22 protein-coding genes are annotated in these 23,731 nt (G+C 73.3%); 11 read left to right on the plus strand and 11 right to left on the minus strand.

Annotated features, from left to right (window positions below; all coding sequences use genetic code 11):
• Nucleotides 1-18: 18 nt before the first annotated feature.
• Complete coding sequence (locus STRBO_RS0118500) at nucleotides 19-1,713, minus strand: dolichyl-phosphate-mannose--protein mannosyltransferase (RefSeq protein WP_202499572.1); 1,695 nt, start codon at nucleotides 1,711-1,713, stop codon at nucleotides 19-21.
• 354 nt (nucleotides 1,714-2,067) lie between these two features.
• Between STRBO_RS0118500 and STRBO_RS0118505 the strand changes: the two genes are divergently transcribed.
• Entirely contained in the window at nucleotides 2,068-2,631 is a 564-nt protein-coding gene (locus STRBO_RS0118505; protein ID WP_005475057.1) for a hemerythrin domain-containing protein, read from the plus strand.
• A 108-nt stretch (nucleotides 2,632-2,739) separates the two neighbouring features.
• Here the strand turns inward: STRBO_RS0118505 and STRBO_RS43790 are convergent, their stop codons facing one another.
• From STRBO_RS43790 to STRBO_RS0118520, 3 genes are all read right to left on the minus strand, one after another.
• On the minus strand, nucleotides 2,740-2,910 hold the full coding sequence (locus tag STRBO_RS43790; RefSeq protein ID WP_005475055.1) for a hypothetical protein: 171 nt from the start codon (nucleotides 2,908-2,910) through the stop codon (nucleotides 2,740-2,742).
• A 118-nt stretch (nucleotides 2,911-3,028) separates the two neighbouring features.
• Entirely contained in the window at nucleotides 3,029-3,913 is an 885-nt protein-coding gene (locus STRBO_RS0118515; RefSeq protein WP_005475051.1) for an SDR family oxidoreductase, read from the minus strand.
• Between the two features lie 345 nt (nucleotides 3,914-4,258).
• Nucleotides 4,259-5,032, minus strand: a complete 774-nt coding sequence (locus STRBO_RS0118520) for an ANTAR domain-containing protein (protein WP_020114583.1) — start codon at nucleotides 5,030-5,032, stop codon at nucleotides 4,259-4,261.
• A gap of 135 nt (nucleotides 5,033-5,167) precedes the next feature.
• Here STRBO_RS0118520 and STRBO_RS0118525 point away from each other — a divergent pair, with 135 nt between their 5' ends.
• The gene (locus tag STRBO_RS0118525) at nucleotides 5,168-5,518 is read left to right on the plus strand and encodes a helix-turn-helix transcriptional regulator (RefSeq protein ID WP_020114584.1); all 351 of its coding nucleotides are present in this window, start codon (nucleotides 5,168-5,170) and stop codon (nucleotides 5,516-5,518) included.
• 252 nt (nucleotides 5,519-5,770) lie between these two features.
• Here STRBO_RS0118525 and STRBO_RS43460 read toward each other — a convergent pair whose 3' ends face one another.
• From STRBO_RS43460 to STRBO_RS45435, 5 genes are all read right to left on the minus strand, one after another.
• Complete coding sequence (locus STRBO_RS43460; protein ID WP_158690935.1) at nucleotides 5,771-6,271, minus strand: GAF domain-containing protein; 501 nt, start codon at nucleotides 6,269-6,271, stop codon at nucleotides 5,771-5,773.
• Nucleotides 6,264-7,028 carry a GAF and ANTAR domain-containing protein gene (locus STRBO_RS0118540; RefSeq protein ID WP_005475045.1) on the minus strand — a complete coding sequence of 255 codons (765 nt, stop codon included), beginning with the start codon at nucleotides 7,026-7,028 and terminating at the stop codon, nucleotides 6,264-6,266. Before STRBO_RS0118540 ends, STRBO_RS43460 begins: the two co-directional genes overlap by 8 nt.
• A 286-nt stretch (nucleotides 7,029-7,314) precedes the next feature.
• Nucleotides 7,315-7,536 carry an ANTAR domain-containing protein gene (locus STRBO_RS0118545; protein WP_005475044.1) on the minus strand — a complete coding sequence of 74 codons (222 nt, stop codon included), beginning with the start codon at nucleotides 7,534-7,536 and terminating at the stop codon, nucleotides 7,315-7,317.
• A 132-nt stretch (nucleotides 7,537-7,668) separates the two neighbouring features.
• A complete protein-coding gene (locus STRBO_RS45430; protein ID WP_005475043.1) occupies nucleotides 7,669-7,977 on the minus strand; it encodes an SDR family oxidoreductase in 309 nt (102 codons plus the stop codon).
• Nucleotides 7,974-8,609 carry an SDR family NAD(P)-dependent oxidoreductase gene (locus tag STRBO_RS45435; protein ID WP_005475041.1) on the minus strand — a complete coding sequence of 212 codons (636 nt, stop codon included), beginning with the start codon at nucleotides 8,607-8,609 and terminating at the stop codon, nucleotides 7,974-7,976. Before STRBO_RS45435 ends, STRBO_RS45430 begins: the two co-directional genes overlap by 4 nt.
• A 169-nt stretch (nucleotides 8,610-8,778) precedes the next feature.
• Between STRBO_RS45435 and STRBO_RS0118555 the strand changes: the two genes are divergently transcribed.
• The 7 genes from STRBO_RS0118555 to STRBO_RS0118585 all read left to right on the plus strand — a co-directional run bounded on the left by STRBO_RS0118555 (nucleotide 8,779) and on the right by STRBO_RS0118585 (nucleotide 15,575).
• Nucleotides 8,779-9,930 (plus strand): aromatic acid exporter family protein, encoded by a 1,152-nt coding sequence (locus STRBO_RS0118555; protein WP_202499412.1) that lies wholly within the window; start codon nucleotides 8,779-8,781, stop codon nucleotides 9,928-9,930.
• A 201-nt stretch (nucleotides 9,931-10,131) separates the two neighbouring features.
• Nucleotides 10,132-10,599 carry a hypothetical protein gene (locus STRBO_RS0118560; protein WP_005475033.1) on the plus strand — a complete coding sequence of 156 codons (468 nt, stop codon included), beginning with the start codon at nucleotides 10,132-10,134 and terminating at the stop codon, nucleotides 10,597-10,599.
• Between the two features lie 78 nt (nucleotides 10,600-10,677).
• Nucleotides 10,678-12,462, plus strand: a complete 1,785-nt coding sequence (locus tag STRBO_RS0118565) for a hypothetical protein (protein WP_005475030.1) — start codon at nucleotides 10,678-10,680, stop codon at nucleotides 12,460-12,462.
• 24 nt (nucleotides 12,463-12,486) lie between these two features.
• Entirely contained in the window at nucleotides 12,487-12,819 is a 333-nt protein-coding gene (locus STRBO_RS0118570; protein WP_005475029.1) for a hypothetical protein, read from the plus strand.
• Nucleotides 12,816-13,370: a hypothetical protein gene (locus STRBO_RS0118575; RefSeq protein WP_005475028.1), complete on the plus strand. Its 555-nt coding sequence runs from the start codon at nucleotides 12,816-12,818 to the stop codon at nucleotides 13,368-13,370. The genes STRBO_RS0118570 and STRBO_RS0118575 overlap by 4 nt, the downstream gene beginning before the upstream one ends.
• A 20-nt stretch (nucleotides 13,371-13,390) precedes the next feature.
• On the plus strand, nucleotides 13,391-14,959 hold the full coding sequence (locus STRBO_RS0118580) for an AAA family ATPase (protein WP_005475023.1): 1,569 nt from the start codon (nucleotides 13,391-13,393) through the stop codon (nucleotides 14,957-14,959).
• 28 nt (nucleotides 14,960-14,987) lie between these two features.
• Nucleotides 14,988-15,575 carry a hypothetical protein gene (locus STRBO_RS0118585; RefSeq protein ID WP_020114588.1) on the plus strand — a complete coding sequence of 196 codons (588 nt, stop codon included), beginning with the start codon at nucleotides 14,988-14,990 and terminating at the stop codon, nucleotides 15,573-15,575.
• Nucleotides 15,576-15,620: 45 nt separating this feature from the next.
• Here the strand turns inward: STRBO_RS0118585 and STRBO_RS0118590 are convergent, their stop codons facing one another.
• Entirely contained in the window at nucleotides 15,621-20,702 is a 5,082-nt protein-coding gene (locus STRBO_RS0118590) for a CHAT domain-containing protein (protein WP_051085232.1), read from the minus strand.
• Nucleotides 20,703-20,865: 163 nt separating this feature from the next.
• Between STRBO_RS0118590 and STRBO_RS0118595 the strand changes: the two genes are divergently transcribed.
• Entirely contained in the window at nucleotides 20,866-21,603 is a 738-nt protein-coding gene (locus STRBO_RS0118595; protein WP_020114589.1) for a DUF3168 domain-containing protein, read from the plus strand.
• Nucleotide 21,604: 1 nt separating this feature from the next.
• Complete coding sequence (locus tag STRBO_RS0118600; RefSeq protein WP_005475017.1) at nucleotides 21,605-22,288, plus strand: RES family NAD+ phosphorylase; 684 nt, start codon at nucleotides 21,605-21,607, stop codon at nucleotides 22,286-22,288.
• Nucleotides 22,289-22,542: 254 nt separating this feature from the next.
• On the opposite strand, the gene STRBO_RS0118605 is transcribed toward STRBO_RS0118600, so the two are convergent.
• Nucleotides 22,543-23,706 (minus strand): macro domain-containing protein, encoded by a 1,164-nt coding sequence (locus STRBO_RS0118605; protein WP_005475014.1) that lies wholly within the window; start codon nucleotides 23,704-23,706, stop codon nucleotides 22,543-22,545.
• Nucleotides 23,707-23,731: the final 25 nt, after the last annotated feature.

The raw sequence follows: 23,731 nt of genomic DNA on the forward strand, positions 1-23,731 counted from the left end.
CGGGCCCCGCACGCCCGGTCAGATCCACGTGGGGAGCCACATACGGGTCTGCCAGTCGGGATAAGGGATCGTGCTTCCCGTGTAGATCGGGAAGAAGTAGATGAAGTTCCAGACGATCAGCAGGACCAGCGTGCCCGCCGCCACCGCGCCCCGGTGGCGGCGGTCGGCGCCGGCGCCCGGCGGGCCCAGCATTGCGCCCAGCGTCATCGCCACCGCCAGACACAGATAGGGCACGAACACCACCGCGTAGAACGAGAAGGTCGTGCGGTCCTGGTACAGGAACCACGGCAGATAGCCCGCGCCCACGGCACACAGGACGGCGCCCGCGCGCCAGTCGCGGCGCAGGGCCCACCGGAAGAGCAGGTACACCAGCGCGCAGACCGCCGACCACCACAGCATCGGCGTGCCCAGGGCGACGACGGCCTGGGAGCAGCCGGTGAGCGCGTGGCAGCCCGCCTCCCCGGGTTCGGGGGACTGGTAGGAGAACAGCACGGGCCGGCCGAGGACCAGCCAACTCCACGGATTGGACTCGTACTTGTGGAACGCGTCCAGATCCACGTTGAACCGGTACACAGCCGACTCGTAGTGCCACAGGCTGCGCAGCGGCGCCGGTATCCACGACCAGACGCCGCCGCGGCCGTCCGCCCAGTGCCGCCCGTACCCGCCGTCGGACAGGAACCAGCCGGTCCACGTCGCCACATAGGTGACCACGGCGACCGGGGCGAGGGACAGCACCGACCGGCCGAGATCCCTGCGCAGCACCGCCCGGTAGGGGTGGCGGGCCCCCGCGATCCGGCGGGCGCCGACGTCCCAGAGCAGGGTCAGGACCATGAAGAAGGCCAGGAAGTACAGGCCGTTCCACTTGGTGGAGGCGGCCAGCCCCAGGCACAGACCGGCCGCGAGCCGCCACGGACGCCGTCCCGTCCCGGCGCGGTCGCCGGTGTCCGCGTCCGGGCCGGCGTGCCCGCCCTCGTCGAGCGGCAGCGCCGCGGCGAGCCGGGCGCGGGCGCGGTCCCGGTCGATCAGCAGGCATCCGAAGGCCGCCAGGACGAAGAACATGACGACCAGGTCCAGCAGGGCGGTACGGCTCATCACGAAGTGCAGACCGTCCACTGCCATCAGCGCGCCGGCCAGACAGCCCAGGAACGTCGAGCGGAACAGGCGGCGTCCGATCCGGCACAGCATCAGGACCGACAGCGTGCCGAGGACGGCCGTCATGAAACGCCAGCCGAACGGGTCGAGACCGAACATCCACTCGCCGACCGCGATGACCCACTTGCCCGTCGGCGGATGCGCGACGAAGCTCCCCGTGTCCGAGAGCGTGATCACCTGGGGGTCGGCCAGGATCTGCGGGTCGGCGACCTTGCGGTCCGGCCACGTGCCCTCATGGCCCAGCCGCAGCAGGGACCAGGCGTCCTTGGCGTAGTAGGTCTCGTCGAAGGCGAGTTCGTGCGGCCGGTCGAGGCGCCAGAAGCGCGTCGCTCCGGCCAGCAGGGCGACGAACAGCGGCCCCAGCCACTCCATCGCCTTCGCGACGCGGTGCGCCTGGGCCGGGCCGAGCCCCACTCGCTCCCAGGGCCCGCCGGCCGGTTCCGGGAAGGGCGGGACCAGGCGGTCACGGGTGTCGCTCCGGGGGCGTCCGGCGTACCCGAACCGGCGCAGACGGTCGTTCCGGCCGAGGGGCGCCGTCGTCGAACGGGTGCCGTGCAGCATCGCGGTGAGGAAGCCCTTCCAGAGTGCGGGCGAAGCCGTGCCGGTGGTCGTCCGGCCGAGGCCCAGGGTGCGCCCGGAGGCTAGCAGGACCGGTCCGGGGATGATCCGGCGGCCGTTCACAGGACCGCTCGCGGGTGCCTGCTCCGGACCCGTCGCCGGCGCCCGGGGGGTGCCGAAGGCGGCCCGACGGCCCCGCGGCCCACGTCCGCCTTTCGTACCCCGCGATCATCCTCGGCTCGCCACCGCGTGGCTGGGCCGTTCGCGGGTACTCGGCGCCGGACCGAAAGACCGACCGGGCCGACGGGTACGCATGCGGATGCGGATGCGCCGTACTCAGGACAGGAGCGACAGGACATGGGACACGGTGGAGACGTCATCGCCGAACTGACCACGGACCACGGGGAAGTGGAGGAGATGTTCGGCGAGATCGAGGCACTGCCGTCCGGGGACCCCCGGCGCAAGGAGTACGCGGACAAGGTCACCATCGAACTGGTGCGTCACTCGGTCGCCGAGGAGGCCTACCTCTACCCAGCCGTCCGGGAACACGTCCCGGACGGCGACACGATCGCCGACCGGGAACTGGAGGAGCACGCCGAGGCCGAGCGCACCATGAAGGCCCTGGAGGGGTGCGAGGCCGACGACGCGGACTTCGACCTGCTGATCACCCAGCTGATGACCGAGATCAGGTCGCACATCCAGGACGAGGAGAACAACCTCTTCCCCCGGCTGCGCGCGTCCTGCTCCGAGGAGGCGCTGAACAGCCTCGGCGACAAGGTCCGCAAGGCCAAGAAGACGGCGCCGACCCGCCCCCACCCGTCGGCCCCCGACACCCCGCCGGCCAACAAGCTGCTCGCCCCCGGCACGGGCCTGGTGGACCGCCTGCGCGATGCGCTCACCGGCCGCGGCAAGGACGACTGAGGCCGACCGAGGGCCGTACCGCCCGGGGCGGGCGCGTACCGGAACCGCGAGGGGCCGGTGGGAACAGTTCCAGCCGTTTCCCACCGGCCCCTCGGTCGTGCCCGCCGGTCAGTCGTCACCCCGGACGATGTGTGTGTCCGCCCCGGCCTCCGGCACGCGGGTGCCGTCCTTGTCGGGGAGGGCGGGAAGACACATCCGCACGCCCTTCCCGCGCCGACGCCGGGCCTTGGCCCAGCCGCTCTCGCGGACGACAAGCTTCTCGACGCTGTGCGTGCTCACGACGCCTCATCTTCTTTCCGAACCCGTGTCGCTGCCTCTCGCTTCTTTGTTCGCGTCCCCGGGTTCCCGGTACCCGGGTGCCCAAACGGCGGGGCCGGGCGCGCCGCCCCACGACGCGTCAGGGCAGGGGAGTGCCGCCGGTGGCGTTGAGGATCTCCGCCGTGATGAAGCTCGCCCGCTCGGAGGCGAGGAAGACGTAGGCGGGCGCCATCTCGGCGGGCTGGGCGGGCCGTCCCAGCGGGGCCTGCTTGCCGAACTCCTGGGTGTCGGGGAGCGTCGCCGGGATCAGTGGCGTCCACACGGGCCCCGGCGCCACCGCGTTCACCCGGACCCCGTCCGCCGCGACCATCTGCGCGAGTCCCTGGGTGAACGTGACGATCGCGCCCTTGGTCATGGCGTAGTCGAGGAGGTGCGGGCTCGGCTTGTACGCCTGCACGGACGTGGTGTTGATGATCGAGCCGCCCGCCGGGATGTGCGGCAGGGCCGCCCGGCACAGCCAGAACATGCCGTAGAGGTTCGTCCGTACGACCCGGTCGAACTGCGCCGTCGAGATGGCCCCGATGCCGTCCGGCTGGGACATCTGGTAGGCGGCGTTGTTGATCAGCACGTCGATCCGGCCGAACTCGGCGACCGCCCGCTCGACCAGGGCGCGGCACTGCTCCTCGTCGCGAATGTCGCAGGGGACGGCGATCGCCTTCCGTCCGGCGTCCTCGACCAGCCGGGACGTCTCCCGGGCGTCCTCGGCCTCCTCCGGCAGATGGGTGAACAGGACGTCCGCGCCCTCCCGTGCGTACGCCAGAGCCACCGCGCGGCCGATGCCGGAGTCACCGCCGGTCAGGACCGCCTTGCGGTCCTTGAGCAGCCCGCTGCCTCGGTAGGAGTCCTCCCCGTGGTCCGGGGGCGGGTCCATGGCGCCGGTCCATCCGGGGTGCCCCTGGTCCTGCTGCGGAAAGTCGGGCCGGGGGTGCCGCTCGACCGGGTTCTGCCGCTCGTCGTCGCTCATCGGGACAGCCTTTCTTCGCGTCGTGGGTGTGTGGGCGCGCGTGTGCGTGGCTCGTGTCGGGGTGCGGGGCGGCGGCCGCGAAGGTGTCATGGACCCGGCGGGGGCAGCGGCCGGGCCGTGAGGGCCGGGGCGGACGCCCCCGACGTGAACGGGCCTTGGCCGGGGCGGTCTCGGGGCCCTGGCTCGTGCGACCGGCGCGGACCGATGCGGGCCGGCGCGGGCCGGCCCACGGAGATCTCGCTGATGACCAGTGCCTTCACGGTGTCTCCGGACGTCGGGTGCGCGCTGTCTGCGCCGTCCGGGTACCCGAAGTCGCCGGGTGCAAGAGAGGGAGACGCGCCCGGGTCAGTCCGGGGGGAGGGCCCGCTCGGCGCGTTCGGCGGTGATCTGTGCGACGGCGGCGGACAGCCGTTCCCGTGTGCACGGGGGCACGGGAGCGCCCGTGCAGGAGTCCACGAGTTGCCGGGCGGTCCGGTGCAGCTTGGTGTTGGTGTTCTGGGAGGTCCGGACCAGGGCGTTCCAGGCCTCCTCGGGGCTCAGGGCGAAGGCGGCCATGAGGATGCCGCGGGCCAGGTCGATGGTGTCGCGGGTCTCCAGCGCCCGCCGCAACTGCACGACCTCCACCCTGGGGTCCGGCCGTCTCGGCTCGGCCGGGGGTGCCGTGGCCTCCGTACGCAGGCCGTCGCTCAGGTGATCGAGGTGGTCCACGTGGTCCGGGGTGGCCGGAGGGAGGAACAGGGACAGGGTGTCGGTGAGCGAGAACACCCGCTGGGCCGCCCGGCTGATGGTGCGGATGGTGGCGGTCTTCGCGTGGTCCAGGGCCTCCTGGCGGATGCCGAGCAGGGCGTTGAGCCCGGAGAAGTCGCAGAACCCGACCTCGCCGAGGTCCAGGTCGATGCCTTGGGCGGAACGGGCGAGCGAGTCACGCAGGCCGCGCCGCAGCTGCTCGTCCGTGGCGAGTTCCAGATCACCGCGGATGGTGACGACCACCCGGTCGCCGTCCTGGTGGCTGTGCAGGCTGAGTGTCGGAGTCCGCCGCCCGTCGGCGGGTCCGGCCGCCGTCGCGCAGCCGGCGCCACCGGCCCTTGCGGACCGCACCGGGTGCGCGGGCTCCGACATGCGCTCTCTCCTTCGAGACGCTCCTGCGGGTTCTCCCGCTACCAGAGTCATCCACGCGCGAACACACGTCAAGCAATACAGGAACTTGGATTCAGGTATTCAGAAGCGTGAATGGAAAGGCGTACGATGAGAACCATGGCAGGAGCACCGGAAGCGCACGCGGGATGGACGTTCGTCACGAACCACGCGCGGGTGCTGGCCGCCATCGCCGAGGACCAGACCATGCGCGTCCGTGACATCGCCGCGCGGTGCAGGCTCACGGAGCGCACCGTCCAGAAGATCATCGCCGATCTCGAACGGAGCGGCTTCCTCTCCCACACCCGCGAGGGGCGCGGCAACACCTACCAGATCCAGATGGGCACGGAGCTGCGCCACCCCGCGGAGGCCGGCCTCACGGTGGCCTCCCTGCTGGCGCTGCTCGCCCGGGTCGACCCGCACCGCGCCGGACCGTTCGGCGGCGGCCGCCCCGTGGAGGAAGAGGCCTGAGGCCACGGGTCCGTCCGTGCGGCGGAGGCCTCAGTGCGGCGTCCTCGCCTCGACGACGGCGGCCGGGTCGAACCGCGCGTGACCAGGGCATGGACGGTCTCGGTGAGACGGACGCGGCGGAGGGCGGTGGAGGCGCTGAGCATCCGGGCGGCCTCGCCCGCCGGCCGAAACCGGCCGAGGCGATGACCTCGGCCGCGTACGCGTCCCTGCAGGCGGTCCCGATGCGTCTGCACGACCGTTCCCTGGGGGCCCTCACCCTGCTGCGCCGGCGGGCGGGACACCTGGCCGAGGAGGACGTGCCCCTCGCGCAGGCCCTCGGCGACGCTCGCTCTGATGCACTGGTCGACCGAACCGGCCCGCGGTGACGACGTCATCACGCGCGTGCAGAGCGTCATCGCCGCGAGGACCAGCGTGCTCGGCGGCCATGTCCGCCACGCTCACCGGCTCCTCGGCTCGGAAGCAGTCCATGCAGGGGCCGGGCCCGGTCCGCGTCTGCGCGAGTTCGGCGAAGGCGGCGTCCTCGTCGGTCGCGGCCATCGCGCGCAGACTGCCCCGGGCGTCCGCGATCATCACGGCCGCGGCGTCCGTGTCCAGCAGGTCCCGGCAGGTGAGGACCAGACGGTGGCAGAGCCGCAGCGGGTCGAACTCCGCGGCATAGGTGTCCGACAGCGCGACGAAGGCCTGCGCCAGTTGCAGCCCGCGGTTCATGCGCGCCTCCCCGGCGCCGTGGTGGTGGCCCGGCCGCTCAGTCATCGCGGAGGTCCATGGTGCGGTCGATGATCGCTCGGGCGATCTCGACGGACGTACGGCCTTCGGCGAAGGCCCGCGCCCGCACGCGCAGCAGCGCCTCCTCGGCGCTCACCCCGAGCCACACCATGATCATCCCGGTGGCCTGGTGCACCTCCTCCCGGTCCGACTCCGCTCCTGCCAGCCACGTCAGGACTCCTTCGGGGGCAGGAGAAGCATGATCGAGCGCGATCACGGTCAGGGTGACGGCCTCGGCGACCAGCAGGGCGGTGCGGACCTCGCCCCGGCTCAGCCGGCCCGGCGTGCCCCGGTACAGGTCGAGGGTGCCGAGGGCCCTGCCGGCGCCCGTCAGTGGCAGTGAGAAGGCCGCCTCCGCCCCCGACCTGGCCGCCTGGGCGGCGAACAGCGGCCAGCGGCGGGAGTCCGGCATCCGGGTCAGATCCGTCGCGAACACGGGTGCGCGCAACCGGACCGCCTCCATGCAGGTGCCCTCGCCGAGGGTGTACTGCACCTCCGCCAGCCGGGCGGCGACGTCGTCGCTCGCGCACAGCACCACGCCCATCTCCGTACCGTCCCCGAGGACCGACACGGACAGTCCCGAGGCCACCGGGAGCAGCGTGACACAGGCGCGGCAGAGCGCGGCGGGCACGTCGGACGGAGGCAGCCCGCGCACCGCGGCGATGAGTTCGTGAGCGATGCGGGCGCGTTCGACGTCCGTCTCCTGGCCGGCGTTTCCGGTGCCCAGCAGTTCGTCGTCGGCCATGACCCTCACCTCCCTGCGGTCGCCCAGGAACCGGCCCTGCCGACCTTGGCACAGGTCCGGGACGCCGCGGCGTACGCCCGCGGACCGCCGGTCCCGGCGTCCTGGCGGCGCAGGACGCCGTGGTCACCGGGTTTCCGTCGCGCGGCCCGGGAAACGCCTGACCGGGTCGTTCCACGGCGGGCCCGTGGCGCCGCGCAGGTGTGGGGAGGCGGGGCGGGGGGACTTGGGAGGAAGACCGGATACGGCGACGTTCCCCTGGGGGCCGGTTCGGTCAGGCTTCTCTGGTTCAGACAACGTGCCGGAGGAGCCGTCCCCCTGCCCGGGCCTCGGAGCGTGCCCCGCTCGCGGATGCCCGGGCCACCTCACGGAGCTTGATGGTGTTCTCCCGGGAGAGGCGGCGCAGGACGTCGAACGCCTCCTCCTCGCTGACCCGGAGGACGCCCATGGCCCCGACGATCGGACGGCGGACGGCGGCGGCCCGCTCCCTCTGCGGGCGCTCGATCGTCACCCAGCCGGGACCACCCTCAGGTCCCGCCTCGCACGCGAGCCGCGCGGAGGGCCGCGGCGGCGCACTCGACGGGACCCGGGGCGGATGCCTGCCGGCGCCCTCGCGGCGCGGGGCCCACGCCGAGGGCGCCGGTCATCGGGTGTCGACGATGCCGCCGGTCACGGCGATGACCTCACCGACCGTGTAGCTGGAGTCGGCGTCGGAGGCCAGATAGACGTAGGTCGGCGCGATCTCCTCCGGCTGGGCCGCGCGGCCCAGGGGTGCCTCGCTGCCGATGTGGGCCAGACCGTCGGGCGGCATGTGCTGGTCGGCCTCGTTGAGGGGAGTCCAGGTCGGGCCCGGCGCCACCACGTTGGCGCGGACGCCGCGGCGGGCCAGATGCGGGGCGATGGACTTGGACAGGGTGATCAGCGGCGCCTTGGACGCCGCGTAGTCGATCATCGTGGTACTGCCCTTGAGGGCCTCCTCCGTCGCGGTGGCGATGACGGCGTCCCGGCCCGGAAGTGGGGCTGCGCGGCCATGACCAGGTGGAAGTAGGCGTAGATGTTGGTCTTGAACGTCCGGTCGAAGTCGTCGGCCGTCAGCTGCTCCAGTTCGAGCTTGCTGTTGAGGTAGGCGGCGTTGCTGACCAGGATGTTCAGCCCGCCGAGCACGTCCACGGTCCGCTCGACCGCCTCGCGGCAGAACTCCGGGTCCTTCAGGTCGCCCGGCAGCAGCAGGCAGCGTCGGCCCTGCGCCTCCACGTCGCGCCGTACCTGGTCGGCGTCCACCTGCTCGTCCGGCAGATGGACCACGGCGACGTCGGCGCCCTCCCTGGCGTAGAGCAGCGCAACCGCGCGTCCGATGCCGGAGTCGCCGCCGGTGATCAGGGCGACCTTGTCCTGGAGCTTTCCGGCGGCGCGGTACCGCTGCGCCCTGTAGCGCGGCGCGGTGCGCATGCCGGTCTCCAGGCCCGGCCGGCGCTGCTTGTCCGTGTCGTAGGGCGGGGCGGGTTCGGCGACGACCTGCGGTGCGGGATGTTCGGGCTCCGGCTGCAGAATGTGCCTCTCGCCGGTGCCGTCACGGCGGGGCACCGGTTGCCTGCCGCGCCGTGCTTGCACGTCTCGCGTGCCCAACGGGGCGCCGGACATGCCACGTCGGGTGCCGGGCCGTCCGGCGCCGCGGGCGGCCGTGCGGTGTCCGGTCGGAGAGAAGTCCCGGTCGGGAGGTGCGTCCCGCCGCTGCCGTGGCACTTGGTGTGCCATGAAGTGCACTGACGGGGCGGTACGGGAGACCCGGCGGCGCGTTGTGGCCGCCGTACAGACGCTGCGGCGGGCGTGGGCGGAGCCGGGCCGTGAACGGGATCTGGTCATGCAGGCCGCAAAGGCGGCGCTGGCCGCCTGGGTGGCGTGGGCGGTGGCGGGCTGGTGGCTCGCGGCCCCGATGGCGTTCGTGGCGCCCTGGGTGGCGGTCGTCCTGGTGGAGTCGACGGTCTTCCGGTCGCTCGCGCACGGGCTGCAGCAGCTCGCGGCGATCGCGGCGGGCACGGTGGTGGCCACGGGGGTGGCCCTGGTGCTGGACACCACGTTGGTCACCATGGCCCTGGTCCTGCCGACCGTGCTGCTGCTGGGGCAGTGGCAACGGCTGGGCAGCCAGGGCGTCTACGCCGCCACCGGCGCGCTCTTCGTGCTGACCGGCGGTCAGGTCACGGTCGCCGCCTCGGCGGCCCGGATCGCGGAGGCGGTCTTCGGCGCGGTGGTCGGCGTCGCGGTCAACGCGCTGATCCGGCCGCCCGTGTATCTGCGCGACACCCGCGCCGCGCTGCGGGACGCCGCCCGCGAGGCCGAGAAGATCCTGGACGCCGTGGCGCAGGGGCTGTCCGCCGGGGAGTGGGACGGGCCTCAGGCGGGGGAGTGGCACGAACGCGCGCTGCGCCTGGGCCGATTGGTCGATCAGGCGAGGTCGGCGATCGACTGGAACCGGGAGAGCATGCGCGTCAACCCCCGGGGCCGGCGCAGGCACGGCGTCGCTCCCTCCGGCGAGGCGTACACCGACGCGCTGGTCGTGCTCGACCACGTCGCCGTGCACACCGCGGGCGTGACCCGGATCGTGTGGGAGACCGCGGACGGCGGGCGGGCGGCCCGGCCCGCCAAGGCGATCGCCCGCCCCTACGCGGACTTCCTGCGCCGCACCGCCCATGCCGTCCGGCTCTACGACCGGACCCGCTTCGCCCCGGGCGAGCACGACGACTCCGCGGCGGCGCTGCGCGAGGTCGTCGGGGAACTCCATCGCACGCTCGACCAGTTCCGCCGACGCCTGCCCGGCGCCGTCGCCGACGACCCCGACGCACTCGTGACCTACGGAACGCTGCTGGCCCAGGCCCATCGCCTGGCCGACCAGCTCGTCCAGGACTGACACCCCGGGCACCTGCCGGGGCGCGCCAGAGACGAAGGCCGGGGCGGCAACCGGTAGTTATCCGGTACTTATCCGGGTAGTAAACGGTCATTGTCGATAGATATCGCTCAACATGGGCGCTGCTGATGGGGCGTCAATACCCTTCGGATACAGCGTGTCACCGACGAGGCGTACGTCGGTCCATGTCAGCAGGGGGCATTCATGGGATCCGTTGAGCGGCCTCGCCGCATCGTCGTGCCTCCGGGCACCTCCGTACCGCCCGACGCCGTACGGATCGTCGCGCCGCAGGCGACCGGACCTGTCGCCGCACGACAGCTGTTCGCCTCCCGGACGCCCGAACTCCTGGGACGGCTGCGCCGGTTGGACGCCGCGGTGGACGACGCCGCACTCCAGGACATCGCCTCCTGGCTGCACGAGCAGTACGCCTCCCGCGGAGCGCCGATCCCGGTGGGCTTCGTCGCGCAGTGCCTGCTCGGCTCCCCCTACGTGGACCACCGACTCGGCCTCGACGGACGCATTCTGGGCCACTGCTCGGCACACGACGTGATGCCGCCGCCGTTCGACGCCGCCCGGATGCTGGCCCGCTCGGGCGCGTACGCGTTCGTCGAGGTGTACACGGACGGGCTGGTCCTGCCCGTGCTGCCCGACGGCAGTGTGGTCAGGCCCTGACACGACGACGACCCACGGGACCGGCACGGCGCGCACGGCACAGGGCCCCGCACGGCACGGCACGGAACGGAGACACGCGTGAGCGAGATCAACCTCGGCCCCATCGTCAGGAGCATCGACAATCTGGAGCGCCAGCTGCAACGCTCCGTCCGCACGCTCGGCGGCCAGATCGAGCAGGTGGACGGTGAGGTCCGCGACGTCAAGGCCGTCCAGGCGCAGACCAAGGACCGCCTGGAGGTCCTCTACGACAAGTTCCTGGAGTTCGTCGGGAGAACCGAGCGCATCGCCGCCGCCCAGCGCGCGGAGGTGCGGATCGTCCGGATCAACGACGAGCTGGAGCACGGTTACGGGCACCACAAGGTGGTCCGCCGTACCGCGACCGGCATCCTCCAGGCGTTCGACACCGGCCTCGTGCAGGAGGAGACGGTCCGGCAGGTCAGCGAGGAGCTGATGATCCAGACGCCTCGCTACTGGCTGGCCCCCGCCCTGGTCGGGCTGGCGGCCTGGGCCGGTGACGACGAGGCGCTGTGCGCGCGGGCGGTGGAGGAGGCCTTCCGGCGCTCGACGTCGAAGACCTCCCTCTTCTACGCGCTGATCCTCCGCCGGCAGGGGCGCCAGGAGGCCTCCGTACGCTGGCTGCGGCACTATCTGGAGGAGCAGGACCCCCGCGCGCTCGGCCGCGAGTTCCAGGTCATCCTGGAGTGCGTCTCCCAGGGCGCCTTCGGACCCCCGGGACGTCAGCTCCTCGCCCGGACCCTGGAGGAGTGGCGCCAGCGCCTGCTCGACGACGACACCGTACGCGCGGCCCAGGCGGGACGCTGGCGGCAGGAGATCGACTCCCTGCGCGCCCCGTCGGCCACCGACGACTTCCCGCGCCTGGCCGAGGTGTGCCCCCAGTGGCCCGCGCTCGACGACGTCCTCGCCCGCGCCCGCGCGCACGAGGCGCTCCTGAACCGGTTCCGCACCCTCATGGAGGGCGAGATCCTCCCGGCCCACAACCTGGAGGACACCGTCGACGACATCCTCGACAACCTGGTCCGCAACTCGGACGAGGAGGAACTCCCCCTCCAGCGCGCACTGATGCTCAACGAGGCCATCGTGCGTCACGAGGGGGACGAGGAGGCCGCGCGCAAGGAAGCGGACATGCGGTCCGAGGCGCTGGAGGAGACCCGCAACTACCTGAGTGTGCAGTCGGTCGCGGCCCTCGACCCCGCGGCCGTGGGCGCCTCGCCCGCGGCGCAGCGCCTCGCCGTCGCGTCGTGCCAGGAGTGGTTCGCGCAGGCGCACGCCGGGTTCAGCCGCGACTACCGGGCCGCCGTCCCACCCAAGATCGAGATCTCCCTCGCCAACACCTTCGGCATCAGCCACGGCACCCAGCGCTTCAAGCTCACCACCTGGACCAAGCCGCTCACCGACGACCTGCCGGACCTGGAGGCGTCCCTGACACGGCACTGGAGCGGCTATGTCGAGATGTACGTCAAGTCCCTCGCCCACGACTACAGATCCTCCCTCGCCCTCCTCGGCGCCGCGGTCACCGCGATCCTCGTGATCTTCCTCGGGGTGCACGTCGGGTTCGCCGTCATCGCGGCCGTCGCCGTCGGAGGGATCTGGGGGGTCGTCCTGTACAACCGGGCCGACGCCGCGCGCACCGCACAGGAACAGGCCCACGAACTGCTCGGGCGGCACATGAGGGAGACCCTCGACCGGCTCAGGGGCGCGCACGCCGAACTCACCGACTGGCAACAGCAGTACTGGGCGGCCGACTTCGTGGAGGCCGAGGCCCGCCAGTTCATCGCCTCCCTGAACACCGCCGCCCACGCGCCCTCCCCCTTCGAGGGCCGCGTCGTCGGCGCCGGCGACTGAGACGGCCGAGAGGAAACAACGACCATGAGCGACGACCTCCCCCTCGCCCCGGACTCGACGCCCCCCTGGCTCAGGCCCGAGATCCCGGAGCACCTGCGGCCGTTCGCGGCGCATCCCCGACCGCAGGAGCCCCCCGCCGTACCCGGTCAGCGAGACGCCGACAGTGCCTCGGGGCCCGTACCGTCGACACCGCCCGCCGCACCCGCCCCCTGGGCCACGGCCGCGCCGCATCCGCCGGGGCGGCCCGCGCCCGACCCCGTCACCCGACGGCTGCGGCAGACCGTGAGCGACCTCCCGGCCTGGGACCCTCTGCCGCCCGGGGAACAGCTCGTACGCCGACCGTCGAGGGACCTGTGAACCGCGCCCGGTGGGGAGGCGACAGCGACTACCAGATCTGGGCCCGCACCCTGGACCGGTGGGCCGACGGCGACCGGACCGACCCCCTGCACCTGCCGCCGCTGTCCGCCGACAGCCTGCCGGCCGACACCTGGCAGCGGCTGCTGACACGCATCGCCGCCGCGGTCGACCGGCGACTGCAGAGCGGACTGGACCTGATGGTCCGCGAGGTGAACGACGCCACCGACGAGTTCTCCGTCGGGCGTGCCCTCACCCGGGGCCGCGACGTCCTGCGCTCCGTCCGCGCCGTCATCACCCACACCAGCCTGCCCGCCGACTTCCGGCAACGCATGGCCGGCCTCATGGACGAGCACACCCGCCGCCTTCAGGAGGAACTCGAACGGGGCGTGTGGTCACTGCTCGCGGAGGGCGCGGACCCTCACGCCGTCGAGACCCGGCGCCGCACCCTGCGCGACAACCCCCTCACCGCGGTGCTGTCCGAGCCATCCGGCCCGCCCCCCGTCGGCTGGTACGAGCCGACCGGCGGACGTCGCATCGTCACCCCCGACTGACGGCACCACGGAGAGCCCACATGTCGAACTACTCGGACAGCAAGCGTGACCTGGACAACTACCTCACCGCGCGGGTGCCCGTCGTCGGGCTGCGCACCATCGAACAGGCCCGCGCCCTGCGCATGCTCAAGGAGGTCGCGAACCAGCCCAGACGCTCCGGTCAGCAGTTCTGGATCCACACCAGAGCCACCGGCCTGCGCGACCTGCGGTCGGGGGCGGCCGTCCTCGACGACCGTTCACTGACCGGCGCCATGGACTTCGCCGCCGCCCAGTTCGCCGCCCGCCCGCACGCCACGCTCGTCCTGGTCGACCCCGGGGAGCTGGAGTCCGACACCCCCTTCACCCGTAACGTCGCCGAACTCGCCAGGATCGCCGACACCCACTCCGGATGCGTCGTCCTCATCACCGACAACCCCATCTGGAGCGGCCTGCAACGCCTGGGCATGAGCCTGCAGCTGGACCTGCCGAACGCCGACGAGATGTACGCGACCATCAGCGGCTTCCTCGGCGACCACCGGGGCATGGTCGCCATCGCCTGGACCGAGCACGATGCCCGCCGGGCCGCCGAGTTCCTCCAGGGAGTGACCGAGGGCGAGGCGGTGAACCTTCTGGCCACCCTCATCGCCAAGGGGTCGGTGGAAGCCGCCGACGTGCTGGCCCTGGCCAGTTCCAAGGACCGCATCTTCAACAACCTCGCGGGTCTGGAACGGGTCGCCCGCAAGGACGTCGACTACTCCGTCGGCGGGCTCACCAACCTGCGCGGCTGGCTGGAGCGCAAACACCGGCTCATCCACACCGATCTGCGCGGCACCCAACTGCGCCCGCCCCGCGGTGTCCTGCTCGTCGGTGTGCCCGGCTGCGGCAAGTCCCTGTCGGCCAAGGCCATCGCCCAGCAGTGGCAACTGCCGCTCTACCGGCTGGACATGGCCAGCATCCACGGCCGCTACCTGGGCGAGTCCGAGGGGCGGATGCGGGAGGCGCTCGACGCCGCCGACCGGGTCGCGCCCTGCATCCTGTGGATCGACGAGATCGAGAAGGGGCTGGCCGGCGCCCACGACAGCTCCGGCGTCCAGCAGCGCATCATCGGACAGTTCCTGTTCTGGTTGCAGGAGTCGGACTCCCGGGTCTTCGTGGTCGCCACCGCCAACGACGTACGCGGCCTGCCGCCCGAACTGCTGCGCAAGGGGCGCTTCGACGAGCTGTTCTTCGTGGACCTGCCGGACGACCATGACCGCCGGGAGATCATCACCCTCTACTACCGGCGCTACGTCAAGGCCGAGCCCCACCCGGACCAGCTCGACCGCCTGGTGGAACTCTCCGAGGGCTTCGCCGGCTCCGACATCGAGTCGGCCCTCCACGACGTCGGCGCCGAGGTCCTGCTGGGGGGCGGGGCGGACCGTCTGGACCCCGCGTTCGTCGAGGACACCTTCGCCAACACCGCACCCCTCAGCCGCAGCAACCCCGAGCAGATCGAGGAGATCCGCGCCTGGGGCCGCGAACGCGCGGTACCCGCCGGACGGTCCGCCGCCCCGACCGCCACGGCCGGCGCGGGCACGCCCCGCAGGGTTGTCGTCCTCGGGGACACCTGACCGTCACGGACAGCAGAGGGGGCACGGGGTGGGGGACGCGTGGGTGGCTCTGGCGGTCGCCTCGGTCGGCGTCGTGGGCACACTGGGTGCCGCGCTCCTGACGCAGAGCCGCGCCGACCGCACCAAGCGCCTGGAACTCCAGGCCCTGGCCCGGCAGCAGTGCGAGGAACGCGCGCACGCCGAGCGCGTTCGCCGGGCCGAGCTGTCCGCCGCCCGCGGACGCGAGGTGCTCGACCTGCGCCGCGCCTGCTACATCGCGCTCAACACCGCCGCCCGTCAGTACCAGACCGCCCAGGTCAACCTCTGGCACGCCCTCCAGGAGGGCGCCGGCGTCGACGTCTGTCTGCAGGAGCTGGAGGAGCGCCGCTCCGCCCACCGGGAGAGCTACGCCGAGGCCCAGATGGTCGTGCCGGCGGCCGTGCTCGCCGCCGCCGGCACCGTCAGCCGCCGGCTCAACAGCGGCTACGGCGCACTCAAGAAGGCACTGGCCGGCCCGTCGGTCGACGGCACGGCGCTGGACGCGTTCCAACCGGAGTTGCGGTCGGCGTGGACGCTGCTCGCGGACATGCGCCACACCATGCGCCGCGACCTGGGGGTCGACGACCTCGGCCCATGATGGGCCCCGGGAGGCAGGACGCCCGGCCGGGGCCCGGCGGCGGGCTCACTGGCCGTGATGGGTGAAGGACGCCCAGACCTCCAGCTCGTCCAGCGGGCCGTACGCGGTGTCCCCGAGCAGCGGCGCGCACCGCGCCAGCTCGGCCGGCAGGACCCGGCCCGGGTCCAGCATCCACAACTGGGCCGCGCGCAGGGCGTCCCGTGGCGGCACACCCCGTTTCATGTGGTGGTGGACGAGCAGCACCAGCACCGTGGTCCGGGGGTCGTCGGCGACGGCCCAGCGGGAACCGACCACCGCCGTGGCGCCCGCGCCCAGGAAGGCCGTGGCCAGGGTGAGCGCCTCGTCGTGGTCGCTGAGGGTCAGGTCGCTGGTGCAGTTGGCGAGCAGGACCGTGCCGCCGGGCATCCGGGGATCGCGGCCGGCGGCGCCGGTCAGCAGATCCTGCACCGACACCGTGTGCGTGGCGTCCAGTTTGAGGACGGAGTCGGTGGAGGTCGGGCCGGTGTCCGCGTGACAGTTGACGTGCAGGAGCGCCGTCGGCGCGGGCCCCCGCCCCGGCAGAAAGGGTTCCAGCGACCGGGGTTCGGGCGGCAGCGGCGCCGGCCGCCTGCCCCCGGGGCCCGTCGGGGTGTCCTCGTCCCCTCCCATGCCGCCGATCACGGTGACCTCCGGATGGAGGGACGCCACGAGCGCCGCCTCCCGGTGCATCGTCGCCGAACCGTCCGGGTCCGCGACGACGGCCACGGCGCCCCGGCCCAGGACGGCCGTGGGGCGGGCGGCCACCTCGATGAGCTGACGGGCGCTGGCACAGTAGGAGATGACGGCCCGCTCGCACGCGTGCCCGCCGTTGTGCGTGTCCGCCCCGCCGGGTGCCGGGCAGTGTGCCGCGTGCCAGGGGACGATGCCGAGGGGACCCACGGGCGCGAGGACGATCCGGGGAGGCCGGCCCGGCCACCTGGACTCGGCGGCGGCCAGCAGCGGCCCCATCGCGGCCTCACCCGCCCACACGCACAGCCGCTGCAGCGCCTGCCGCCACTCCTTCTCCAGGCGCAACAGCCGCTTGCGGTGCAGTTCGTGCATGACCAGCGGGTGGTGCGGGGCCGGCGGCTCCAGCCGGCCCGCCCTCTGGAACGCCTCCAGGGAGGCCGCGTACGCGCCGACGGGGCCGGCGGACACGGAGGTCAGCCTCGGCAGCCGCAGGGAGTCGACCGTCCCCGTCGCCGTGACGAGGACCGCGTGGCCGGGCGCCCCGTCCTCACCGGGGACGAGGTAGGCCAGCACATCGGTCCCCAGGCGGCGCAGGATCCGTCCGAGTCCGGCCGGGGCGGGCGCGGAGAGGAGCCGCTTCTCGGCGGCGCTGCCCGCCAGCGCCTCCAGCACCCGCCCCCGCAGGTCGTCCGGTACGTCACTGAGCCGGCTGCCCTCGGCGGCGGCCCGGACCCACTCGTCGGCGAGCGCGTGCCGGCCGGCGTCCCGGAGCAGATCGGGAACGGTGACGTTCATCGTCGCGGCGTTCAGCACCAGTCCGCGGCCGAGTTCGAGCGCTTCGAAGGCCGACTCGGGCAGGCCGTCGGCGAGACTCCAGCGGACCAGTCGGAGCATGTCGGGCGCGATGGCCCGCGCGGCCTCCAGCCCGTGGTCCGCGCCCGACTGCAGCAGGACGGAGCGGCCGTAGGCGGTCAGCGCCGAGCGGGCCGTCTCCCGTGACCGCCGCCGGTGGCTTACGTCCCGCGGGCCGAAGGCGCGGTGGGCGAGGGCGATGGTCCGGATCAGCGCGATGGCGAAGGGGTCGCCGGGGCTCGCGTTGAGCACCACCCACGCCTCCCGCAGCACGGCGACCGACTCCGTCAGGTCCTCACCCCGCCCCGTTGCCAGGTGCCGGGCCAGCAGCAGAGTGCCCAGCCCGTACAGGCACCGCCCGCGCGACCCGTGGAACTCGTGCGGGCCCCGCTCCGCCGCGTCCCTCAGCAGGGCGATGCCCTGGCCGAGCGCGTCGGCGGCGGCCGGTTCTGCCTCGGCGCCGTCCGGCCGCGCGAGGGCCGCCGCCGCGCGCAGGCACAGCGCGGGGCGGTGCGGACTCCCGGCCGGGCAGGTGGTGGCGGCCTCGACGAGCGCGTCGACCGAGGCCCGGGCGGCGGCCGCGTCGCCCGCCTCGCGGGCCTCCCGCAGGGCGTGGGCGGCCAGTTCGGCACGGACGGCCGGCGCCCTCGGATGGTCCGGGGGCAAGGTGCGCCCGGCCTCCTCCCAGGCACGCACGGCGTCGCCGGCCAGCGTCGTGGAGTGGCGTCGCCGGGAGCGCGCGAGCGGCAGCCACGCCGACCCGGCGGCCGCCAGCAGCTCCGCCCGGAAAGGGGCGGACTCCGCCGGCTCCCCGGCGCGGAACAGGTGCGGCGGAACCCGCGGATCGCCCGCCTCCGCCAGCAGGATGTGCAGCGGCGGCCGGACGAGGTGGTCCGGCGTGCGGTCGAGCAGGAGGTCGTACTCGTGGACGGCGGCGTCGAGATCGGCGTGGTCGCCGAGCAGGACGTGCCGGTCGAGCAGGAGCCGGGCCAGGAACTCGGCGCACCGGTCGGCGAGGGCCGGGGAGGCGGTGCCCGCCGGCGGTGCGTCGTCCGGCGCCGGATCGCCGAGAACGTCGAGGGCGTGTCGTACGAGGGTGATGGCCCGCGTCAGGTCCTGTCCGTCCCGTTCCCGCAGCCAGCGGCGGTGGTGCGCCAGGGAGCGCGCGGCGGCCTCGGCCGGACTCGCCGTCCCGGGGTCGCCGGACAGGATCTCGGTGACCCTGCCGAGGGGCACGGCGAAGGGGTCCGGGGAGCCGTCCCCGAGCAGGATCGTCGCGGACGGGTCGATCGTGGGCGGGGCGAGCGGGCCCTCGTCGTCCGGCGGGTCGGCGGGGGCGGGTTCCCGCGGCCGGGGCACCGGAGGCTCGGCCGGCCGCTGTCGGTGTGCGGCGGCCGGGAAGAGGGTGCCCAGCAGGGCCCGGAAATCGGCCACCGCGCCCTGCCGCAACGCCTCGTCGATGTGCCGGCGCATCGCGGAGCCGGGCGGCAGCGCGGCCTGGGCCTGCCGCAGCGCCCCCAGGGCGGCGGTCCGCTCCGCGCCGGTCGCCTCGCCCCGCGTGACGAGGACCAGTCCCAGCGTGCCGGCGACGGCCAGCATCGTCGCCCGGAGCGCCCACGCCTCGGGTTCCAGCAGCGGGGCGGCCCGCAGCAACTGGCCCGTCCACGAACGGCAGTCGGCAGCCGAGGGCGTCCCGTCCGGTGACCGCAGGAAGTCCACCATGACGGACACGAAGACGAAGTACGGTTCCCGTTCCAGAGTGGCCGGGTCCAGCAGCCCGGCCAGCAGGTGCAGATCGTCCTCGACGGTGGGGAACCCGCTGACGTCCGGAAGGGGCGGCCCGCCCGGTCCCTGGGGAACGGCGAACGGGTCGGTGTACCAGACGCGGTACAGCATGGCGGTCAGGAACGACCCGTTGAGGTTCTCGTCGCGGAACTCGCTGTCGGAGGGCGCGCGTTCCAGCACCACGCGCAGAACGCGCAGGGCCTCGCGCAGGGACGCGTGCCGGACCTGGGGCAGCGCGCAGGCGAAGTCGAGGAGCAGCGCGACGCCCAGCAGGCACTGAGCGCCCAGGTGGAGTTCGTCCTGGTGGTGGTAGAGACCCGTGCCGGTGCGCAGGAGGCCGATGGCCTCGCGGAGGTCCGTCACGATGCGCGGCACCGTACGGTCCAGGGCCAGGGACGGATCGGCCGCGCCCGTGAGGAGGGCGTTGTTGCTGAGGTCGTACGCGTTGGGCGTGCCGCGGTCGATCACCCGCCGGGTCAGGACGATCCCGGTCTTCAGTACCAGCTCGGCCCGGTCGGTGTCGTCCGGGCCGATGAGGGCGGCGAGTTCACGGGCCCGGACGGTGAGGCGGCCGATGCCGTCCTCGTCCAGCAGTCCGTCCCCCAGATCGATCCAGAGCAGGTCGACGATCCCCGCCAGGCAGGCCACCAGGTCCGCCCGGGCCTCGGCGGGGGCCTCCGGGTCCGCCCCGGGACGGCCGGGGTCCGCGGCGGAGGAGAGCCGGGTCCGTGCCTCCTCCCACAGGGCCAGCGCCTCGGCGCGGTCGACGGCCGGTGCGGGGGCGTCGGGATGAGGGGTCGCGCGGTGGAGTTCGGAGCGCTCCGCGAGGGCGAGCCCCAGGTTCGTCGCGATCCGGTGGGCGGCCTCCTCGGGCAGTGAGGGATGGGCGAGGGCCGTCCGGTACCACTCCACGGCCGTTGACAGGCCCCGCCGACCGGTGCCGTACTGCGTGAGCGCGTCGCACACGTCCGCGCCCAGCTCGGCCGCGTCGGCGCCGGCCGGGCCGTGGTCGGCCAGGAGCGGCCGCAGGACGTTCAGCAGGGCACCGAACTCCGAGGCGGGGTCCGGGGACCCGGCCGGGTGGGCGGACTCCCGGTAGCGGTCGCTCAGTTCGAGGTAGGACAGTAACGCGAGGTCGAAGGCCACGGCGGGGCGCAGGTCCGGGTCGAGGTCGCCGCTGTCGTGCGCCGTCCGCAGATGTCCGACGGCCGCGTGGCGGTCCGCGAGCCGTTCGGGGGTGTCGTGTTCGGCGCACCTGCAACGGTCGGAGAGGATCAGGCCCAGCACCGCGCGGCACTGCGCGGGATCCGGCAGACACCGGGCGTCCGGTCCGTCGAGGATCGGGCCGAGCAGGTCGACGACCCGGTCGGCGTCGGCGGACCGCCGGGGGCCGTCCTCGCTCGCGCGCCAGCGTTCCGCGAGGTCCAGGGCGAGTTCGCGGCGGACCAGGACCAGGTCGTCGGGGTCGGGCGGCGTCTTCGGCCCCGGGGAAGTGAACGCCTCGACCGTCAGCGAGTGGACGGTCTCCACCCGTGCGATCGTGTCGTCGAGGTCCTGCGGTGCCTGCCCGTGGGCGTAGCGGAGCCGGGCCGCGTCGGCGGACATGCCCAGCAGCAGACGCCGTTCGGCCGGGCCGGTGGGGCTGCCGGACAGCTCCGCCAGCAACCGCTCCACCTCGTCGACGAGATCCACGAGGTGCTCCCCGTCCTCCTGGTCCAGGGCGTCCTCGGCGGCTTCGAGGAGTTGTACGACGGCGTCGATCCGTGCGAAACGGTCCGTCATCCCGGATTCATCGGAGCGATCATCGAAACCCTGATTCTCGGTGTACACGAAAACCCCCCGCCCGCGCCCGGGAATGTCCCCGTCCCGGCCCTTGAATTGCCAATCGGATCGTAGCTCACTAGCGTACGGCCGTAATCCGGATTCCGGATCGCAGGAGGGGAACATGGACGAGTACGAGCAGCAACTAATCGCGGCGCTCGTGTCGGAACCGCAGTCGATCCGGGAAAAGCTCACCCCGGCCGACCGAGAACAGCTCGACGTTCTGCTCGACCTCGTCGCCGAGGGCGGCGGCGAGCAGCGGGCGCGGGGGATCGCGCGCGCCGTCGCCGCCCATCTGCGCGCGGCCCTGCCGGACGACGAGGGGACCGCGGTGGGCCGGCGCTACACCTCCTCGTCGCTCACCCGTCGACCGCCGCACGACGTCCTGCTGGAACGCTTCGCGCCAGGCGGCCCAGGCGGCCCAGGCGTCGCCGGCATCCCGTCCGGCGAGGCCCGCACCCCGGGCTCCCCGACCGGACCCGCGCCGACCCCGGGCGGCCCGCCGCGGGCCGAGGCGCGGTGGGCCTCGGCCCGTGACCGGCTGCTGGCCGAACCCGCCCTGACGGACACGGAGCTGACGGAGATCTTCGGCGTCGCGCCCGAACAGCCTGAACTCATCCGGCTGCGCGCGGCCCGGGGGCCCGAGGTGCTGCCCGCGTTCCAGTTCGACGGGGAGGGCCGCCCCCGGTCCCTGGTGCTCGCCATCAACGCGATGCTGGGCGCGGCGGCCGATCCCTGGGGGGTGGCCGACTGGTGGCTGGGCCCCAATCCGTGGCTGGACGCCGTGCCGGCGACGCTGCTCGGCGCGGGGCTGGACGATCAACTGCTCGCCGCCGCGAGCGTGGTGGGGGAGGACGACTGACATGGCCCGTGGAGCGAAACTCCCCGAGAAGGGCACGGCCGACGCCCGCAAGGTGATCCGCAGGGCGGGCGAGGTGTTCTACCGGGTGCACGCGCGGCACCGCGCGGCGGACCGCTTCAACCCGAGGCCGCAGGACCACCACTTCGGCGGCGGGCGCTTCGACAGCACCCCGAACGACGCCTACGCGTATCTGTACGCCGCCCCCAAGCCCGAGACCGCGATCATCGAGAAGTTCGTCCGCACCCTGCGCTTCGACGGCCTCGGCAACTCCCGGGTGCTGCCGCGGAAGGAACTGGAGGGCAGGCTGCTGTCCCAGGTGCGGCTCACCCGCGACGTCGAACTGGTCTCCCTGTGCAGCATCCTCCACCTCAACGCCGTGCAGCAGAGCGACTGGTGGCTGGTGGAGTCCGATCCGACGGAGTACGCCTTCACCCGGCGCTGGGGGCACTGGCTGCGGGCCGAGGCCGACTGGGCGGACGGCTTCGTCTGGCGCTCCCGCCTGGACGGCCCCAACGAGTCCCTGGTCCTGTTCGGCGCCGCCGCCGAGAGCGACCTGCTCACGGTGACCGACGAGCCGCCGAGGGCACTCGACGACGAGGCCGGTCTGCGCTGGCTGGCCGAGACCCTGCGGGAGTACCACGTCGAGATCGGATCGGTGGAACACCTGCCGGGCATCGGGTCCTGACGCCGCTTTCGCCCACCCCGGCAGGAACCCGTCCGGGGAGTTTTCCGGGCGGGAACCGGTAGCTTTCCGGATTTCCTCCGGGGATCGGCGCGACGGGTTCCGATGCCGGCCGCCGCTCGTGCATACTTATGCTCGAAAGGCCGCGGGGAAAGACGGGGGAATGCGGCAGGAACACAGCACGGTATTCGAATTCCACGGGGCGAGCGAATTCGAATACCGTGCTCTTCCGTGTCGTCCGGCGCAGCGCCGGAATGTCAGGGCCGCCGGTCGCTCAGCACGTCGAGTACCGCACGGGCACTGAGAGGATTGCGCGTCACCAGGTGCACCGACCAGTCGGGGTCGTCCCTGAGCACCTGCTCCAGCGTTCCGACGACGGTCTCGGCACTGGTCCGCGCGTCGAGACCGCCCCGGCCCGCACCGAGCAGGGGGAGCGCGACGGACCGCAGGGGCACGCGGCCCGAACGACGTTCGGCCGCCGCCAGCTGGAAGACGCGCCGCACGGCCGTCGCGACGGCCGCGGGCGCGGTCTCGTACCCGTCGCCCGTCGCCGAGGGAGTGGCGACCGCCGCGTGCAGGATCCGCCGCACCCCCTGCGCCGCCAGGGCCCCGGGTGAGGTGACGGCGACCGTGCCCGCCGCCACGGGGAGTCCGGGAACCCCGAAATTCCGTACCCAGTCCGAGAGTTGGCGGGCTATCACATCGTCCGTGATCCGTCCGACGGCGTCCTTCGTGGCCCCCGCCCGCCGCAGGCTCCCGGAGACCGTGCGCCGGAACGTCTTCGACATCTCGAAGTAGATGTTCTCCGAGGAGACCAGGACGTCCACCCCCGTCACCAGCTCGATGGGTGCCACATGCAGGGTGAGCAGGACGTCCCCGTGGGAGAACGCGGTCCGTAACACATGGCGTCCCGCGCGGACGGGGGCGACGGCGCTCCCCCGGACACCGTCACCGGAACCCTCCCGGGAGTCCGGGGGGACGGGTGATGGCTCACGACCCCCGTGATTCAGTACGGCGCGGGCCACCTGCTGGAGCATCAGCTTCTCCTGGTGCTTGCGGAACCGCTCCGCCCCCACCCGGTAGACATGGGCCGCCCGCTCCCGGCGCTCCTTGCCCGACAGATCGCGGGTACCGGGGGCGAAACCGAACGAGTGCAGGGCCGCGTCGCGCAGCAACTCCCCGTCGAGGCCCAGCAGTACGGCGTGCAGCAGGCGCTCGACCGCCTCCGGCTGCGCGCGGTCACCCGGAGCGGCCGCGACATCCGTGCCGGGGGACCGGTCCGCGACGCACGCGGACAGCGTCTCCAGCTCCGCCTCGTGCAGCCGCAGCAGCCCGAGCGCCCGGACCCGGCCCAGTTCGTCGACCAGCTTGCCCAGTGTCGTCGGGAGGTCGGGTCCGGTGTGCGCCTGCTCATCAATCACCGCTCAAGGATGGGCAGGGGTCCCG

Source organism: Streptomyces bottropensis ATCC 25435, from assembly GCF_000383595.1.
GTDB lineage: Bacteria > Actinomycetota > Actinomycetes > Streptomycetales > Streptomycetaceae > Streptomyces > Streptomyces bottropensis.

What these genes read in the sequence shown, in the direction of transcription:
- STRBO_RS0118540 (WP_005475045.1), bottom strand. Translation starts at nt 7,028, where the DNA reads ATGGCCGACGACGAACTGCTGGGCACCGGAAACGCCGGCCAGGAGACG.
- STRBO_RS0118590 (WP_051085232.1), bottom strand. Translation starts at nt 20,702, where the DNA reads ATGACGGACCGTTTCGCACGGATCGACGCCGTCGTACAACTCCTCGAA.
- STRBO_RS0118505 (WP_005475057.1), top strand. Translation starts at nt 2,068, where the DNA reads ATGGGACACGGTGGAGACGTCATCGCCGAACTGACCACGGACCACGGG.
- STRBO_RS43460 (WP_158690935.1), bottom strand. Translation starts at nt 6,271, where the DNA reads ATGACTGAGCGGCCGGGCCACCACCACGGCGCCGGGGAGGCGCGCATG.
- STRBO_RS0118500 (WP_202499572.1), bottom strand. Translation starts at nt 1,713, where the DNA reads ATGCTGCACGGCACCCGTTCGACGACGGCGCCCCTCGGCCGGAACGAC.
- STRBO_RS0118555 (WP_202499412.1), top strand. Translation starts at nt 8,779, where the DNA reads ATGAAGTGCACTGACGGGGCGGTACGGGAGACCCGGCGGCGCGTTGTG.
- STRBO_RS0118525 (WP_020114584.1), top strand. Translation starts at nt 5,168, where the DNA reads ATGGCAGGAGCACCGGAAGCGCACGCGGGATGGACGTTCGTCACGAAC.
- STRBO_RS45430 (WP_005475043.1), bottom strand. Translation starts at nt 7,977, where the DNA reads ATGATCGACTACGCGGCGTCCAAGGCGCCGCTGATCACCCTGTCCAAG.
- STRBO_RS0118560 (WP_005475033.1), top strand. Translation starts at nt 10,132, where the DNA reads ATGGGATCCGTTGAGCGGCCTCGCCGCATCGTCGTGCCTCCGGGCACC.
- STRBO_RS0118520 (WP_020114583.1), bottom strand. Translation starts at nt 5,032, where the DNA reads ATGTCGGAGCCCGCGCACCCGGTGCGGTCCGCAAGGGCCGGTGGCGCC.
- STRBO_RS0118595 (WP_020114589.1), top strand. Translation starts at nt 20,866, where the DNA reads ATGGACGAGTACGAGCAGCAACTAATCGCGGCGCTCGTGTCGGAACCG.
- STRBO_RS0118515 (WP_005475051.1), bottom strand. Translation starts at nt 3,913, where the DNA reads ATGAGCGACGACGAGCGGCAGAACCCGGTCGAGCGGCACCCCCGGCCC.
- STRBO_RS0118580 (WP_005475023.1), top strand. Translation starts at nt 13,391, where the DNA reads ATGTCGAACTACTCGGACAGCAAGCGTGACCTGGACAACTACCTCACC.
- STRBO_RS0118600 (WP_005475017.1), top strand. Translation starts at nt 21,605, where the DNA reads ATGGCCCGTGGAGCGAAACTCCCCGAGAAGGGCACGGCCGACGCCCGC.
- STRBO_RS0118570 (WP_005475029.1), top strand. Translation starts at nt 12,487, where the DNA reads ATGAGCGACGACCTCCCCCTCGCCCCGGACTCGACGCCCCCCTGGCTC.